This window comes from Pseudomonas sp. NPDC087615 (assembly GCF_044743445.1).
Taxonomy (GTDB): Bacteria; Pseudomonadota; Gammaproteobacteria; order Pseudomonadales; family Pseudomonadaceae; genus Aquipseudomonas; species Aquipseudomonas baetica_A.
Genome location: NZ_JBIUWM010000007.1, coordinates 107933 through 124085, shown reverse-complemented (window position 1 = coordinate 124085; position 16153 = coordinate 107933). Strand labels below are relative to the sequence as shown.

At 58.6% G+C, this 16153-nt stretch carries 13 protein-coding genes and 1 pseudogene; 5 read left to right on the top strand and 9 right to left on the bottom strand.

Features of this window, described 5'->3' with window-relative positions; translation table 11 throughout:
- Positions 1–5: 5 nt before the first annotated feature.
- Entirely contained in the window at positions 6–557 is a 552-nt protein-coding gene (locus ACIOU6_RS06065; RefSeq protein WP_401134641.1) for a hypothetical protein, read from the top strand.
- Positions 558–614: 57 nt separating this feature from the next.
- Here the strand turns inward: ACIOU6_RS06065 and ACIOU6_RS06060 are convergent, their stop codons facing one another.
- Together ACIOU6_RS06060 and ACIOU6_RS06055 are read right to left on the bottom strand one after the other, a co-directional pair.
- Entirely contained in the window at positions 615–929 is a 315-nt protein-coding gene (locus tag ACIOU6_RS06060; protein ID WP_103302367.1) for an SCP2 sterol-binding domain-containing protein, read from the bottom strand.
- A gap of 64 nt (positions 930–993) precedes the next feature.
- Positions 994–1704, bottom strand: coding sequence for a histidine phosphatase family protein (locus ACIOU6_RS06055; RefSeq protein WP_221732743.1), 711 nt, complete (start codon positions 1702–1704; stop codon positions 994–996).
- 204 nt (positions 1705–1908) lie between these two features.
- On the opposite strand from ACIOU6_RS06055, the gene sohB reads away from it, so the two are divergent.
- Positions 1909–2940, top strand: coding sequence for a protease SohB (sohB, locus tag ACIOU6_RS06050; RefSeq protein WP_401134637.1), 1032 nt, complete (start codon positions 1909–1911; stop codon positions 2938–2940).
- Between the two features lie 67 nt (positions 2941–3007).
- On the opposite strand, the gene ACIOU6_RS06045 is transcribed toward sohB, so the two are convergent.
- Complete coding sequence (locus tag ACIOU6_RS06045) at positions 3008–3502, bottom strand: DUF934 domain-containing protein (RefSeq protein WP_221732741.1); 495 nt, start codon at positions 3500–3502, stop codon at positions 3008–3010.
- Entirely contained in the window at positions 3486–5144 is a 1659-nt protein-coding gene (locus ACIOU6_RS06040) for a nitrite/sulfite reductase (protein ID WP_401134634.1), read from the bottom strand. The genes ACIOU6_RS06045 and ACIOU6_RS06040 overlap by 17 nt, the downstream gene beginning before the upstream one ends.
- Positions 5145–5665: 521 nt before the next feature.
- Here ACIOU6_RS06040 and ACIOU6_RS06035 point away from each other — a divergent pair.
- Positions 5666–6739: an ABC transporter substrate-binding protein gene (locus ACIOU6_RS06035; protein WP_401134631.1), complete on the top strand. Its 1074-nt coding sequence runs from the start codon at positions 5666–5668 to the stop codon at positions 6737–6739.
- A 6-nt stretch (positions 6740–6745) separates the two neighbouring features.
- Here ACIOU6_RS06035 and ACIOU6_RS06030 read toward each other — a convergent pair whose 3' ends face one another.
- Positions 6746–6964, bottom strand: a complete 219-nt coding sequence (locus tag ACIOU6_RS06030) for a DUF2970 domain-containing protein (protein WP_221732738.1) — start codon at positions 6962–6964, stop codon at positions 6746–6748.
- A 178-nt stretch (positions 6965–7142) separates the two neighbouring features.
- Positions 7143–10853, bottom strand: a complete 3711-nt coding sequence (gene metH, locus ACIOU6_RS06025; protein ID WP_401134628.1) for a methionine synthase — start codon at positions 10851–10853, stop codon at positions 7143–7145.
- Between the two features lie 156 nt (positions 10854–11009).
- Here metH and ACIOU6_RS06020 point away from each other — a divergent pair.
- Positions 11010–13293, top strand: a pseudogene (locus ACIOU6_RS06020) (fatty acid cis/trans isomerase).
- Positions 13294–13545: 252 nt separating this feature from the next.
- On the top strand, positions 13546–14130 hold the full coding sequence (nfuA, locus tag ACIOU6_RS06015) for a Fe-S biogenesis protein NfuA (protein ID WP_003225494.1): 585 nt from the start codon (positions 13546–13548) through the stop codon (positions 14128–14130).
- Positions 14131–14202: 72 nt separating this feature from the next.
- On the opposite strand, the gene cobM is transcribed toward nfuA, so the two are convergent.
- From cobM to ACIOU6_RS06000, 3 genes are all read right to left on the bottom strand, one after another.
- The gene (cobM, locus tag ACIOU6_RS06010; RefSeq protein ID WP_401134625.1) at positions 14203–14949 is read right to left on the bottom strand and encodes a precorrin-4 C(11)-methyltransferase; all 747 of its coding nucleotides are present in this window, start codon (positions 14947–14949) and stop codon (positions 14203–14205) included.
- A gap of 81 nt (positions 14950–15030) precedes the next feature.
- A complete protein-coding gene (locus ACIOU6_RS06005; protein WP_221732734.1) occupies positions 15031–15444 on the bottom strand; it encodes a cobalamin biosynthesis protein in 414 nt (137 codons plus the stop codon).
- Positions 15441–16142, bottom strand: a complete 702-nt coding sequence (locus ACIOU6_RS06000) for a CbtA family protein (protein WP_401134622.1) — start codon at positions 16140–16142, stop codon at positions 15441–15443. The genes ACIOU6_RS06005 and ACIOU6_RS06000 overlap by 4 nt, the downstream gene beginning before the upstream one ends.
- Positions 16143–16153 lie beyond the last annotated feature (11 nt).

Sequence of the window (16153 nt, the reverse complement as noted above, 5' to 3'; positions counted from 1 at the left end):
GTTAGTTGAATGTGAACACTGCGTTCATTAAATCGAAAGGCATTGGGCGCTTACGCGCAGTGTCAGCCTTTATTCAATTTGTTCTCTACGGCGATTGGAGCCAGGAAGAAAACCGCTTTGACGCCTCTAAGTGGTTTCACAACGGCATGTACCGTCGTGATGTTGTGAATGGCGAAGTCAGCTCCGTTACCTTGCAACGCGCCCTGACTTTACTTCTGGTATCGGCAAACAACGATGAATTGGTCGCTACGGCGATTGTGGCCTTGGAGTCTGCGGATCCTGACGTGAGTGGCGAGTCGTTGCGAAAGGATCCTCCGATGCCGGTGCCAAGCCCCCGCTATCGTTACAGTGCTTTCGCAGCACCGGATCAGCCGCAGGATTATTACAATATCTACTTGAAGTATCAGGGGGAGCGGTATGTCATCACCTTCGCGCGTGATGCGCAAACCGGTGAAATCCTTCCCGGAGGCGGCGTTCAGTTGATGTACCCCGACAGTGAGCCCCAGGTCGGCGATCGGCAGGTCTTCAAGGCGCTGGACGCCGCCGGCATCCATTGACCCTGAAACGACAAATCCCGCCACCAAGGCGGGATTTGTTTTTTCCGAATCGTAGTCTTACGACGGGAACAGTTCGGACAGTTTCATCGCCAGCATCATGTCGCCTTCAGCGCGCAGTTTGCCGCCCATGAATGCTTGCATGCCGTCGGTCGAACCGTCGACGATGCCTTCCAGGGTTTCGCCGTCCATCACCAGAGTGACCTGGGCGTCCGGGTTCTCGCCTTCTTGCAGTTCGCAGGTGCTGTCCTTGACGATCAGCGAGAAGTTCTTGGTCTCGTCGATGCGGAAACCGAAGACCAGATCCAGACCGGCAGCAGCGGCTGGGTTGAACTTGGCTTTCATTGCTTGTACGGCATCAGCTACGGAGGTCATGGTTCGATCCTTTCTTGGGTAATAAGAGCAGGTTGATTACAGCAAGGTTCACAGTAATCCGGACTCAGCGGAAGGTGATGAGTTCCGGGGCCTTCAACAGTTGCAGGTGTGCATGACTGTTGAAGGAAGCCAAAGCCACCTCGCGACCGCGGAATTTCAGCTGGTTGAGCGAGGTGTTGACGATTTGCCAGTTCAATTCAAAGGCCTGTTTCGCAGGCATTTGCGTAATGAGGTGGAGCAGTGCGGTGATGGTGCCGCCGGAGGTGAACACGGCGATTTTCTGATTCTTTTCAGCTTGTTCGAGGATTCGGTGCAATCCGGCCTGAACCCGTTCGACAAAGCCCAGCCAGCTCTCCAGCCCCGGCGGGTCGTAAGTGCCGGCCAGCCACCGCTCAATGATCAAAGCGAAAATGCGCTGGAACTCGCCGCGGTTTTGCGCGGCATTGCGCAGGATGTCGAGCGCTTCCGGTTCGTCCGGCAACATGGCCGGGAGCAGGGCGCGGATCACGGCGTCGGCGTCGAATTCGTTGAAGGCACAATCGGTTTCCAGCATCGGTACCGACAGGCCTTGCGCGGTGAATTGTTCCAGCGCGCTGGTGGCCGTGTGCTGTTGGCGACGCAGGTCACCCGCGAGGCAGCGGTCAAAGCGGATACCCAGTTCAGCGAGGTGCTGGCCGAGGACTTCTGCCTGGCGCACGCCGGTCGGTGACAGGACGTCATAGTCGTCTGCACCAAAGGAGGCCTGGCCATGTCGAATCAAATAGATGCTGCCCACGTCCGCGTCTTCCCGGTACGTTGAAGGTTTGGCGAGGTTATGAGGATGATGGGGAGCTGTCAATGAAAAAACATACGCTTGTTTGAAATGCCCGTTACAGGCGTGTTGCCAGAGGTTTCACGGCTGGTCGAGGAGCCGGCGCATGGGTATGCTGGCGCCATCCCGCGTGTGTGTTACATCCACGCATCGTTTTAAGGAGTCTCTGTGGAGTTTTTCACCGAATACGCCAGTTTCCTGGCCAAGACCGTCACGCTGGTGATCGCCATTCTGGTAGTGCTCGCCAGTTTTGCCGCGTTGCGCAGCAAGGGGCGGCGCAAGTCGGCAGGTCAGTTGCAGGTCAGCAAGCTCAATGATTTCTATAAAGGCCTGCGTGAGCGCCTTGAGCAAACGCTGCTCGACAAGGATCAACTCAAGGCCTTGCGCAAGGGCGAGGCCAAGTCCGAGAAAAGCGAGAAGAAGCAGAAGAAAAAGCCCGAAGCCAAATCACGGGTGTTCGTGCTGGATTTCGACGGCGATATCAAGGCTTCGGCCACCGAAAGCCTGCGTCATGAAATCACCGCGCTGCTGACACTCGCCACACCCAAGGACGAAGTCGTCCTGCGTTTGGAAAGCGGTGGCGGCATGGTCCACAGCTACGGTCTGGCCTCCTCGCAACTGGCCCGTATTCGTGAAGCCGGCGTGCCGTTGACCGTGTGTATCGACAAGGTCGCGGCCAGCGGCGGCTACATGATGGCGTGCATCGGCGACAAGATCATCAGTGCGCCGTTCGCCATCCTCGGCTCGATTGGCGTGGTCGCGCAGTTGCCCAACGTCAACCGCTTGCTGAAAAAGCATGATATCGACTTTGAAGTGCTGACCGCCGGAGAGTACAAACGCACCCTGACCGTGTTCGGCGAAAACACCGAGAAGGGCCGCGAGAAGTTTCAGGAAGACCTGGACATCACCCATCAGTTGTTCAAGAACTTTGTCGCTCGCTATCGTCCGCAACTGGCGATCGATGAAGTGGCCACAGGTGAAGTCTGGCTTGGTGTTGCAGCGCTGGACAAGCAACTGGTTGATGAACTCAAGACCAGCGACGAATACCTCGCGCAGAAGGCCAAACAGGCCGAGGTCTACCACCTGCACTACGCCGAGCGTAAAAGCCTGCAAGAGCGTATCGGCATGGCGGCTAGCGGTTCGGTGGATCGCGTGCTGTTGAGCTGGTGGAGTCGTCTGACCCAGCAACGTTTCTGGTAAAACAGTCGCGCATAAAAAAACGCCGGTCATTGACCGGCGTTTTTGTGTCTGCGGCAAACCCGCAGGTTTAGCGACGACGGAATAGCGGCAGCGGTTCGTCAGTGGCCGCCTGATAGGTCACCGAAAAATCCTTGAGGCCTTCAAGCGCTTCGTACGGGTCTTTGTCCGGGCGTATGGCAAAGGCGTCGAAACCGCAGCGATGCATGTAGAACAGTTGGTCACGCAATACATCACCGATGGCCCGCAGTTCGCCTTTGAAACCGTAACGGTCACGCAGCAGGCGTGCGTTGGAGTAGTTGCGCCCGTCGGTGAACGCCGGGAAGTTCAGCGCGATTACCTGGAACTGCGCAACGTCTTCACCGATTTCCTCGGCCTCTTCGTCGGCATCAAGCCATACACCCAGGCCGCCGTCGCGGGCCTTGAGCATACGGCTGTGTTCGCGCCACAGTTGCAGTGGCACGATCAGATCGTCGCAGTTGCTGATCTCGTCGATGTTGAAATCCTTCGGCAGCAGGTGCCAGGTTTCGTCGACGACTTCGTTGTTCTTAATTATTCGCTGCATAGACGCGTTCCTTGAAGAGGTCGATGCCAATACGCTGATAGGTGTCGATGAAGCGCTCGTCTTCGGTACGTTGTTCAACGTACACGTCGATCAGCTTCGAGATGACGTCAGGCATGGCTTCCTGAGCGAAGGACGGACCGAGGATCTTGCCCAGGCTCGCATCCCGGCTGGCGCTGCCGCCGAGGGAAACCTGATAGAACTCCTCACCTTTCTTGTCCACTCCGAGGATGCCGATGTGGCCGACGTGGTGGTGACCGCAGGCGTTCATGCAGCCGGAGATGTTCAGGTCCAGTTCACCGATGTCGAACAGGTAATCGAGGTCGTCGAAACGGCGCTGGATCGATTCGGCAATCGGGATCGACTTGGCGTTGGCCAGCGAGCAGAAATCACCGCCAGGGCAGCAAATGATGTCGGTCAGCAGGCCGATGTTCGGCGTGGCGAAACCACCCTCACGCAGCTCGCCCCACAGAGTGAACAACTGGCTCTGCTCGACATCGGCAAGAATGATGTTCTGCTCGTGGGAGGTGCGCAGTTGACCGAAGCTGTAGCGCTCGGCCAGATCGGCAACGGCGTCGAGCTGTTTGTCGGTGATGTCGCCCGGCGCAACGCCGGTCGGTTTCAGCGACAGGGTGACGGCCACATAACCCGGCTTCTTGTGCGCCAGGGTGTTGCGGGTGCGCCAGCGAGCGAACCCGGGGTGTTCTTTGTCCAGCGCGGCCAGTTCGGCAGCCTGGTTGTCCAGCGCCTTGTAGTCCGGGTCAACGAAGTGCTTGGCGACGCGATGAAGTTCGGCCTCGGTCAATGTGGTCTGGCCACCGCGCAGGTGCTCCATCTCGGCATCGACTTTCTGCGCGAATACTTCAGGGGTCAGCGCTTTGACGAGGATCTTGATCCGTGCCTTGTATTTGTTGTCGCGACGGCCGTAACGGTTGTAGACCCGCAGGATGGCGTCGAGGTAGCTCAACAGGTCCTGCCATGGCAGAAACTCATTGATGAACGCGCCGACGACCGGAGTACGACCGAGGCCGCCACCGACCAGCACGCGGAAGCCCAGTTCGCCAGCTTCGTTGTGCACTGGCTCCAGGCCAATATCGTGAACTTCAATGGCTGCGCGGTCAGCGGTCGAACCGTTGACGGCGATCTTGAATTTGCGCGGCAGGTAAGCGAATTCAGGGTGGAACGTGGTCCACTGACGCACGATCTCGCACCATGGGCGCGGGTCGATCACTTCGTCGGCAGCGACACCGGCGAACTGGTCGGTGGTGACGTTGCGCAGGCAGTTGCCGCTGGTCTGGATCGCGTGCATCTGCACCGTGGCCAGTTCCGCCAGGATGTCCGGGATGTCTTCCACCGCCGGCCAGTTGAACTGCACGTTCTGTCGCGTGCTGATGTGGGCGTAGCCCTTGTCGTAGTCGCGGGCAATCTTGGCCATCATGCGGGTCTGACGCGAAGTCAGTTGGCCGTAAGGCACTGCCACTCGCAACATCGGCGCGAAACGCTGGATGTAGAGGCCATTTTGCAGGCGCAGGGGACGGAATTCTTCCTCGCTCAGCTCACCTGCCAGATAGCGTCGGGTCTGATCACGGAACTGCTTGACGCGGTCCTCGATGATCCGCTGATCGTACTCGTCGTATACGTACATATAAGTCCTGTTCTCAGGCTTGGGCTACTCGGAAAACGCTGCGTTTTCGCTTGCTGGAGTCCGAGGTTGCCTCTGCAATTCTGCGCGCACGGCCGCGCACTCTCTAACGGAGCCGGGGCAATATACCCGTTTGCAGTTATGCGCAAAAGTGATGTTTGAGTATATGTAAAGAACCAAATCGCCTAACGAGAATGGCTGTCAACTAACCCACATTTGTCGTGCGGACAATCATCGTCTTAACTGTGGTCGAGTCTTTGTGCAATCACCGATAAAACCGACAAGAGGCGATGCAATGAGCAACCCAACCAAAGCAAGGAAAAGCGACAGCAGTGTCGATGCCTGGGCGATTCTGTTCCTGATCATTCTGGTCGTAGGGACGGCGGTATTCTGGGTCAGTCATCAGTAAGCGACCCCTCTGGGCCCGTGCCCGACGATTGTCGGACAAAAAACGGAATCAGGCGCCAGCAGCCGGTTTTCGAAGGCTATAATCGCGGCTGTTTTTCCTTGGGCCCGGCTGTTTCATGTTCAGGTTTTTTCACATCAGCTTTCTATTGTTTGGCGCGGTTTTCGCGTCCAGCGCGCGGGCGGAGTCCGTGCTTTTTCTCAATCCTGGCTCGACCGAGGAGACGTTCTGGGTCAGTTATTCGCAATTCATGCAGGCAGCCGCCCGGGATCTTGGCATTGATCTGCAAATTCTCTATTCCCTGCGTCGACCCGAACTGACGCTGGCTCAGGCGCGTCTTGCGCTACAGGGGCCGAATCGTCCTGATTACCTGATGTTCGTCAACGAGCAATACGTGGCGCCGCAGATCCTGCGTCTGGCTCAAGACAGTGGTGTGAAGTTGTTCATCGTTAACGCTGCACTGACCCCCGACCAGCAAGCTCTGGTCGGCGAACGTACGGATCGGGTCGGCAGCCTGGTGCCGAACGATGAGGAGGGCGGCTACCTGATGATGAAGGCGTTGATTCGATTGCATAGGCCCGTGAGCACGGGCGAGCAGATCGAGCTGCTGGCGTTCTCCGGTTTGAAGATCACGCCGTCAGCGCAGTTGCGTGAGCACGGCATGCAGCGCGCACTGGCCGAACATCCGCAAGTACGCTTGCGCCAACGTGTCTACAGCGGCTGGACGCAGCAGCGCGCCTATGAACAGGCCAAACAGTTGTTCGCCCGCTATCCGAAGGTGTCACTGGTGTGGTCGGCCAACGATGAAATGGCCTTCGGCGCAATGCGCGCGTTTTCCGAGACCGGCAAAATCCCCGGTCAAGACGCCTTGTTCAGTGCGGTCAATACTTCACCGGCGGCGCTGCAGGCCCTGGTCGATGGGCGCTTGAGCGTGCTGTTGGGCGGACACTTCACTTTGGGTGGCTGGGCGCTGGTGGAGCTGCATGACCATGAGCAGGGTGTGAATCTGGATCAGCATGGCGGCCGCGATCGTCAGGTGTCATTGCTGCAACTGATCGATGAAACTCATGCCCGGCGAATGCTGGCCATGGGACGCTCGCCGGACTACGGCGTGAGTTTTCGCAAGCTCTCGGCCAAGGGGCGGCCAGCCTCGTACCGTTACCCGTTCACTTTTCAGGCCTTGATGCACTGAAGCACGTCAGACACCGGCGAAATGCACGACCAGTTTGACGATGGCAAACAGCGTCAGCGCAAACACCGCGGTGAACACAATCCCCAGTATCACGAAATGACTGGGTTTGCCGTGGGTGAAGTCCCTTGCCCGGTTCTTGCCGCTCTGCACGCCGAACGCCGCTGCCATCACGCTGTGCAGCATCTGCCAGAAACTCGGCGGTTTGTTGTCGACTGGATCGTCCATAAATCCCTCGTCTGCCATGTGTGTCAGATAAGCATAGCCAACCGTTTCAAGGGCACCGCAAAAACCACTGTGGGAGCTAGCCTGCTCGCGAAGGCGTCGTGTCAGTCAACATCAATGTCGAATGATCGACCGCTTTCGCGAGCAGGCTCGCTCCCACAGAGTTTTGCGTCAGGCTGGATTAGTTGTCGTAACCCAGATTCGGCGCCAGCCAGCGCTCCGTCACGCTCAGTTCCTGACCTTTACGCGAGGTGTAGCTCTGCACCTGGTCCTTATCGACCTTGCCAACGGCGAAGTACTGCGCCTGCGGGTGGGCGAAATACCAGCCGCTGACCGCTGCAGCCGGGAACATCGCGTAGTGCTCAGTGAGGAATACTCCGCTGCGCCCGGCGCGCATTTCGGCGGCTTCAGGATCGAGCAGGGCGAACAATGCAGCTTTCTCGGTGTGATCCGGGCACGCGGGATAACCCGGCGCAGGACGAATGCCAGAGTATTGCTCTTTGATCAGCGCTTCGTTGTCGAGCACTTCATCCCGGGCATAGCCCCAGTGTTCTTTACGCACCTGCTGGTGCAGCCATTCGGCGCACGCCTCGGCCAAACGGTCGGCGAGTGCCTTGACCATGATCGAGTTGTAGTCGTCGCCGGCATCCTGATAAGCCTTGGCCACTTCTTCGGCGCCGATACCGGCGGTGGTGATGAAACCGCCGACGTAGTCAGTCACTTCGCTGTCCTTGGGCGCCACGAAGTCGGCCAGCGAGAAGTTGGGTTTGCCGTCTGTTTTGATGATCTGCTGACGCAGATGATGCAGCTTGGCCATTGGCTTGCCGTCATCGCCGTACAGCTCGATGTCGTCGTCATGCACCTGATTGGCTGGCCAGAAGCCGAACACCGCACGGGCACTGATCAGTTTCTCGTCGATCAGTTTGGCGAGCATTTCCTGAGCGTCTTTGTACAACGCTGTGGCGGCTTCACCGACCACTTCGTCTTCGAGGATGCGCGGGAACTTGCCGGCCAGATCCCAGGAGATGAAGAACGGCGTCCAGTCGATGTACTCGGCCAGTACCTTGAGGTCAATGTTCTCCAGCACTTTGCTGCCGGTGAAGGTCGGTTTGACCGGCTGGTAATTGGCCCAGTCGAACTGCGGTTTTTTCGCGATGGCGGCGGCGTAGCTCAGACGTTCGGTGCGGGCACTGCGGTTGGCGGTACGCTCGCGCACTTCGACGTATTCGGCACGGGTTCTTTCAACGAAACCGGCCTTCAATTCCTTGGACAGCAACTGCGTTGCCACGCCGACCGCGCGGGAGGCGTCGGTCACGTAAACCACGGCGTCGTTGCTGTACTTGGGCTCGATCTTGACCGCCGTGTGGGCCTTGGACGTGGTCGCGCCACCGATCATCAACGGCAAGTGGAAGTCCTGACGCTGCATTTCGCGGGCAACGTGAACCATTTCATCCAGCGAAGGCGTGATCAGACCGGACAGCCCGATGATGTCGCACTTCTGCTCTTTGGCCACTTGCAGGATCTTTTCCGCCGGGACCATGACGCCGAGGTCGACGATGTCGTAGCCGTTGCAGCCAAGCACCACGCCCACGATGTTCTTGCCGATGTCGTGTACGTCGCCTTTCACCGTGGCCATGAGGATCTTGCCCTTGGCCTCAGGTTTGTCACCTTTTTCCAGTTCGATGAACGGGATCAGGTGGGCCACGGCCTGTTTCATTACACGGGCGGATTTGACCACCTGCGGCAGGAACATTTTGCCGGCGCCGAACAGGTCGCCGACGATGTTCATGCCCGACATCAGCGGGCCTTCGATCACTTCGATCGGGCGGGCGAATGACTGGCGCGATTGTTCGGTGTCTTCAACGATGTGTGTGGTGATGCCCTTGACCAGTGCGTGCTCCAGACGCTTGTTGACGTCCCAGCTGCGCCACTCTTCGGTCTCGGCTTCCTTGACGCTGCCGTCGCCCTTGTATTTGTCAGCGATGGCGAGGAGGGCGTCGGTGCCTTCCGGTGTGCGGTTGAGCACCACGTCTTCTACCGCATCGCGCAGTTCCTGCGGGATCTGGTCGTAGATTTCCAGCTGACCGGCGTTGACGATGCCCATGGTCAGGCCGGCGCGGATCGCGTACAGCAGGAACGCCGAGTGAATCGCCTCACGCACCGGGTTGTTGCCACGGAACGAGAACGACACGTTGGACACGCCGCCGGAGGTCAGCGCATATGGCAGTTCGTCGCGGATGTAGGCGCAGGCATTAATGAAGTCCACAGCGTAGTTGTTGTGTTCTTCGATGCCGGTGGCCACGGCGAAGATGTTCGGGTCGAAGATGATGTCTTCCGGCGGGAAGCCGACTTCGTTGACCAGAATGTCATAAGAGCGCTTGCAGATTTCTTTCTTGCGCGCTTCGGTGTCGGCCTGGCCGGCTTCGTCGAACGCCATCACCACCACGGCGGCGCCGTAGCGCTTGCACAGTTTGGCGTGATGAATGAACTGCTCGACGCCTTCTTTCATGCTGATCGAGTTGACGATGCCCTTGCCCTGAATGCATTTCAGGCCAGCTTCGATCACTTCCCATTTCGAGGAGTCGATCATGATCGGTACGCGGGAGATGTCCGGTTCGCCGGCAATCAGATTGAGGAAGGTCACCATGGCCTTCTTCGAATCGAGCATCCCTTCGTCCATGTTGATGTCGATCACCTGCGCGCCGGCCTCGACCTGCTGCAGGGCGACTTCCAGGGCTTCGGTGTAGTTGTCTTCGCGGATCAGACGGGCGAACTTGGCCGAACCTGTGATGTTGGTCCGCTCGCCGACGTTGACGAACAGCGAGCTGCGATCGATGGTGAACGGTTCCAGACCCGAGAGGCGGCAGGCCTTGGGAATATCCGGGATCTGCCGCGGTGCGTAACCGGCCACGGCGTTGGCGATGGCCTCGATGTGCCCCGGCGTGGTGCCGCAGCAGCCGCCGACAATATTGAGGAAGCCGCTTTGGGCGAACTCTTCGATGACCTTGGCGGTTTGCGACGGCAGTTCGTCGTACTCACCGAACTCGTTTGGCAGGCCGGCGTTCGGGTGCGCGGAAACGTGCGTGCTGGCCTTGTTCGACAGTTCTTCCAGGTATGGACGTAGTTCACTGGCGCCGAGCGCGCAGTTGAGGCCGACCGAGATGGGCTTGGCGTGCGCCACCGAGTTCCAGAACGCTTCGGTGGTCTGGCCCGACAGGGTGCGGCCGGAGGCGTCGGTGATGGTCCCGGAAATCATGATCGGCAATTCGAGGTGCAGCTCTTCGAACACGCCTTGCACGGCGAAGATCGCCGCTTTGGCGTTGAGGGTATCGAAGATGGTTTCGATCAGAATCAGGTCGGCGCCGCCTTCGATCAGGCCTTTGGTGGCTTCGGTGTAGTTCTCCACCAGTTCATCAAAGGTGACGTTGCGGTAGCCAGGGTTGTTGACGTCGGGCGACAGGGAACAGGTGCGGCTGGTCGGGCCGAGCACGCCAGCGACGAAGCGCGGCTTGTCCGGGTTCTCCAGGGTTTTGGCGTCGGCGATCTTGCGCGCCAGGCGCGCGCCTTCTACGTTTAGTTCGTAAGCCAGTTCTTCCATGCCGTAATCGGCCATGGAAATGCGCGTGGCGTTGAAGGTGTTGGTTTCGAGAATGTCGGCGCCGGCATCCAGATAAGCCTTTTCGATGCCGCCGATCACGTCCGGACGGGTAATCACCAAGAGGTCGTTGTTGCCCTTGACGTCACTCGGCCAATCCGCAAAGCGTTTGCCGCGATAATCCTGCTCTTCGAGCTTGTAGCTCTGGATCATCGTGCCCATACCGCCGTCGAGTATCAGGATGCGCTCTTTGAGGGCGTGCTTGAGAGCTTGAAGGCGGACGCTGCGATCGGACATTTGGACTACTCGGAAAGACCATTACGAAGGAGCGGGATCATAACAAACCTGTGCGCTTTTAGAGCATGTGGCGGTTTTGCATGAATATCGCTCATGTTGGTACGACCGTCATACTGTAGAATCGCGGCGTTTTTCTTCAGGATCGGGATCAGGGACATGTCGTACCGCGTCATCAGCATCGTTTTGCTGTTCTTGAGCTGGGGCGCTGCGGCGCAAGATCCCGTGCTTTCCTATACCCGTGATATCCAACCGATTTTCACCGAGAAGTGCGTGGCCTGCCATGCGTGCTACGACTCCGCTTGTCAGCTCAACCTGGGCAGCGGCGAAGGCGCCGAGCGTGGCGCGAGCAAAATGCCGGTCTACGACGGCGAGCGCACTCAGGCGGCGCCAACTACCCGGTTGTTCTACGACGCTTTCGGCAAGCGCGCCTGGCAGCAAAAGGGTTTCTATTCGGTACTTGATGCACAGGGCAGTCAGGCGGCTTTGATGACGCGCATGTTGGAGTTGGGGCACAAAACCCCGTTGACGCCGAACGCCAAACTGCCAGAAGAAATCGCCCTGGGTCTGAACCGCGAAAACATGTGCGCAATGCCTGCCGAGTTCGAGGGTTACGCCGGTGCCCATCCGAAAGAAGGCATGCCGCTGGCGGTCACCGGTCTGACTGATCAGCAATACCAAACGCTGCAACGCTGGCTGGCGTCCGGCGCGCCGATTGACGAGCAGGGTCTGGCGCCCAGCAGCAAGGAAGCGCTGCAGATCGTTCAGTGGGAAAACCTGCTCAATACGCCCGGTGCCCGCGAGAGCCTGGTCGGGCGCTGGTTGTTCGAACACTGGTTTCTGGCGCACATCTATTTCAAGGACGGTGAGCCAGGGCATTACTTTCAGTGGGTGCGGTCGCGTACACCGACCGGGCAACCGATAGACCTGATTGCCACTCGTCGCCCGAATGACGATCCGGGCACTCAGGTGTATTACCGCTTGTGGCCGGTGCAAGGCGTGATCGTTCACAAAACGCACATCACCTACCCGCTGAGCGCGGCAAAAATGGCGCGGGTCAAAAGCCTGTTCTACAGCGGCAACTGGCAGGTCAACGCCTTGCCGGGTTACGGGCCGCAGAGCCGGGCCAATCCGTTCGCCACGTTCGAGGCCATTCCGGCGCAGGCGCGCTATCAGTTCATGCTCGATAACGCCGAGTATTTCGTCCGTACCTTTATTCGTGGCCCGGTGTGCCGTGGGCAGATCGCGACCGACGTGATTCGCGATAATTTCTGGGCGCTGTTCCAGGCTCCGGAACATGACTTGTACATCACCGACCCCCAACTATCGTGGTCAGGCCACACCGTTGCTGGCTATGCCTGGGCAAAACGACGATGTTGGCAGTGTCCTGAGCCTTTGGCGCAACTACCGCAACAAACGTAACGAATACGAAGCCCTGCGCCGTGACAGTTACGCCGACCAACCGGCGCCGAGCTGGTCGACGCTGTGGGCGGGCAACGACAACGCGTTGCTGAGCATCTTTCGCCATTTCGACAGCGCCTCGGTCACCAAAGGCCTGATCGGCGAGGTGCCGCAGACGATGTGGTTGTTCGACTATCCGTTGCTTGAGCGCACCTATTACCAGTTGGCGGTCAACTTCGATGTGTTCGGCAACGTTTCGCATCAGGCGCAAACCCGCCTGTATTTCGATCTGATCCGTAACGGCGCCGAGCAAAACTTCCTGCGCCTGATGCCCGCTGACTCCCGTGAGGATTACCTCGACGATTGGTATCAGAGCAGTGGCCAGTTCAAGATGTGGCTGGATTACGAGTCCATCGACGACGACAAGCCGACCGCGCTGAAACTCAACAAGAAAGACCCGAAACACGATTTCGCCATGCAGTTGCTGGCGCGTTATGGCGACCTCAACGCCCGACCTGACCCGATCAACCGTTGCGAGGGCGCCTATTGCTCACGCCCGAATATCGATCCGGCGCTGCAAAGCGCCGAACAGGCGCTCAGTCGCCTGACATCGCGTCCCGCCGCCGGGTTGAAGGTGATCGACCAGTTGCCGGAAGCGACGATGTTGCGTATTGAAACGTCCAGCGGCAAACGCGAGGTCTATAGCCTGTTGCGCAATCGCGCGCACAGCAACGTGGCGTTCTTGCTCGGTGAGTCGCTGCGTTATCAGCCGGGCCTCGACACGATCACTCTTTACCCGGGCGTGCTCAGCAGTTATCCGAACTTCATCTTCAATATTCCCGCCGAGCAAGTGCCTGAGTTTGTCGATGCAATGGAAAACGCCAAAGACGCCAACCGCTTCGAAAAAATCGTCGAACGCTGGGGTATTCGCCGCAGTCATCCGCAGTTCTGGTTCTATTTTCACGACTTGAGCCAGTACCTCCACGAAACCAATCCGGTTGAAGAGGGGGTGCTGGACATGAATCGATACGAGAATCTCTGATCGGCCTTTGAGAAGGGCCTGCTGTCACAATCCTCAGCGGCACCACAATGCCTATCGGATGTTTGTCGTCTGTGCTTTGGTAATCGGCGTCGGCTCTTGGTTGAGCTACGAATGGTTGGAAAACGTGGCTGGCGTTGACTCAAGGCATGGACAGAAGGTCAGTCTGTCGAGAATCTTTCCCGACAAAAATACTAGGACTTTGTCCGGCGCAACGATTGGCGTAAACTGCGCCCAAGCCTGCGAGGAGTTTCCATGACCGCTATTACCATTACTGACGCCGCCCACGATTACCTGGCTGATCTGCTCTCCAAGCAGAACACCCCGGGTATTGGCATCCGCGTCTTCATCACCCAGCCTGGCACCCAGTACGCCGAAACCTGCATTGCCTACTGCAAGCCGGGCGAAGAAAAGCCTGAAGACACGGCGCTGGGGCTCAAAAGCTTCACCGCTTATATCGATTCGTTCAGCGAAGCGTTCCTGGACGACGCGGTTGTCGACTACGCCACCGACCGCATGGGTGGTCAACTGACCATCAAGGCGCCAAACGCCAAAGTGCCGATGGTCAACGCCGACAGCCCGGTCAACGAACGTATCAATTACTACCTGCAAACCGAGATCAACCCGGGGCTGGCCAGCCATGGCGGTCAGGTCAGCCTGATCGATGTGGTTGAAGACGGCATCGCCGTGCTGCAGTTCGGTGGTGGTTGTCAGGGTTGTGGTCAAGCGGACGTCACCCTGAAGGAAGGCATTGAGCGCACCTTGCTCGAGCGCATTCCAGAGCTCAAAGGTGTTCGTGATGTGACCGACCATACGCAGAAAGAAAACGCCTATTACTAAGGTGTTCGCTGCGAGCATGAAAAACGGCGCCCCGTGAGCGCCGTTTTTTATGCGTGATATTCAGGAACGTCTTCAGGGTCGATACAAGTGCGCATGCCCGGCGCGATACAGCGATGACTCACTGAATACCTCACTGCCCAGCACCCGCCCAACCAGAATCAACGCCGTGCGCCGAAACCCTTTGGCGACGACCTTCTGGGCAATATCCCCCAGCGTTCCCACCACCCAGTCCTGATCCGGCCATGTCGCCCTGTGAATTACCGCGATCGGGCAGTCTTCGCCGTAATGCGGCAACAGTTCAGTCAGGATTTTCTCCAGATGATTGACCCCCAGATGGATCGCCATGGTCGCGCCATGTTGCGCCAGGCTTCCAAGTTCTTCGCCCGCAGGCATGGCGGTCTTGTCGGCATAACGGGTCAGTATCACGCTCTGCGACACGTCAGGCAGGGTCAGTTCTGAGCCTAACAACGCGGCGCATGCCGCGGTTGCCGTCACGCCGGGGACGATCTCGAAGGGAATATCCAGCTCGCGCAAATAACGAATCTGCTCGCCAATGGCGCCATACAGACTCGGATCTCCCGAATGCACTCGCGCGACATCCTGGCCCTTGGCGTGCGCGGTGTTGATCAGCTCGATGATCTGTTCCAGATGCAGTTCAGCGCTGTTGACCAGCGTTTGCGCCTGATGACCTTCCAGCACCGCTGCCGGTACCAGCGAACCTGCATAGATGATCACCGGGCAATTGCGGATCAGCCGTTGGCCCTTGACGGTGATCAGTTCCGGGTCGCCGGGGCCGGCACCGATGAAGTAGACGGTCATGAAGGAATCCTGTGAAAAGCGGGGCCGGGCAATGCTTCAGATGAAGATTGCTCATGATCAAAGACGGGGATTATCGGGATTTTACGCAGCGCCAGCCAATGCCAATGTTGCCTGAGCGTATTTCTGCCGGGATATCAGCAGTTTTGCCGGTGCCTGAATCAACTGTTCAGCCAGCGCCAAAGCCGCGCTTTCTGCCACGCCATAGCAACCGGTGCGTTCGTAGGCGATCTGTGAATGGTGGCTGAGCCGTTGCTGGTAATTGGCCAATTCTTCGCGGCTGAAGTAGCGCAATGGCAAGGCCAATTGTGCAGCAAGTTCCTGCAGACCGGGTTCATCGCGTTTCAAATCGATACTGGCCAAGGCTTTGACCGCTCCAAGCTCGATGCGATGCGCTTGCAAGGCTTGATCGAGTAACGCGCGCAGCGTGCTGGCAGGGCAGCCGCGCTGGCAGCCCAGGCCGACCACAAAGGTCGGCGCGGCGCTGTCACAGGTCATGCGTGGTATTGGCCATCGCTTTTGCGGCGGAACAACCACGCACTGATCAGGCCAAGGGCCAGCCAGAACGCCACGTTGGTCAGCTGCGAAGCGATTTTGAACTGAGCTTCCAATGCTTCAGGAGCCAGCATCGAATGCACTTGTGGTTGTGGCGCGCCGATCACATGTGGCACCGCGAGGATCGCCACACCGAGGATCTTCATCAGCCAGTGACGGCTGAACGCTATCAGGGCCAGGCCGACCGCAGTAGAGGCGGCTGTGCCGATCCACCACGTCTGCCGTGAGGCCAGATCCGCAGCAGCAGTGCCCGGCAGCTCAGGCGGCAGGCCAAGGATAGGTGCGAGTACGAACGTCGCGTAACCGGCCAGCCCCCAAAGCAGACCTTGCGAGGTTTTGGTCGGCGCACGCAGGGTGTAGAGCCCCGCGAGCATCAGGGCGAAACCCACGGCGACCACCAGATTGCCGCCGGTAGTCGAGATCACGCGCTGCCAGCCATCTTCCGGCTCCCAGGCTTCGGTATCGTGGGTGTGCGCAGCAGAGCCGGCGGCGTGTTCGTGGACTTGTGCTGCAGGTTCGGATTTCTCGAAGGTTTCTGCCTGCAGAATCAGCGGCGAAACCCAGAAGCTTTGCAGCAGAGTGAGAAGCAGGGCGGCCAGCAGACCGCTGAAACCTGCCGTTTGTGCAATTCGCTTGATCATGTCGGCAGGCC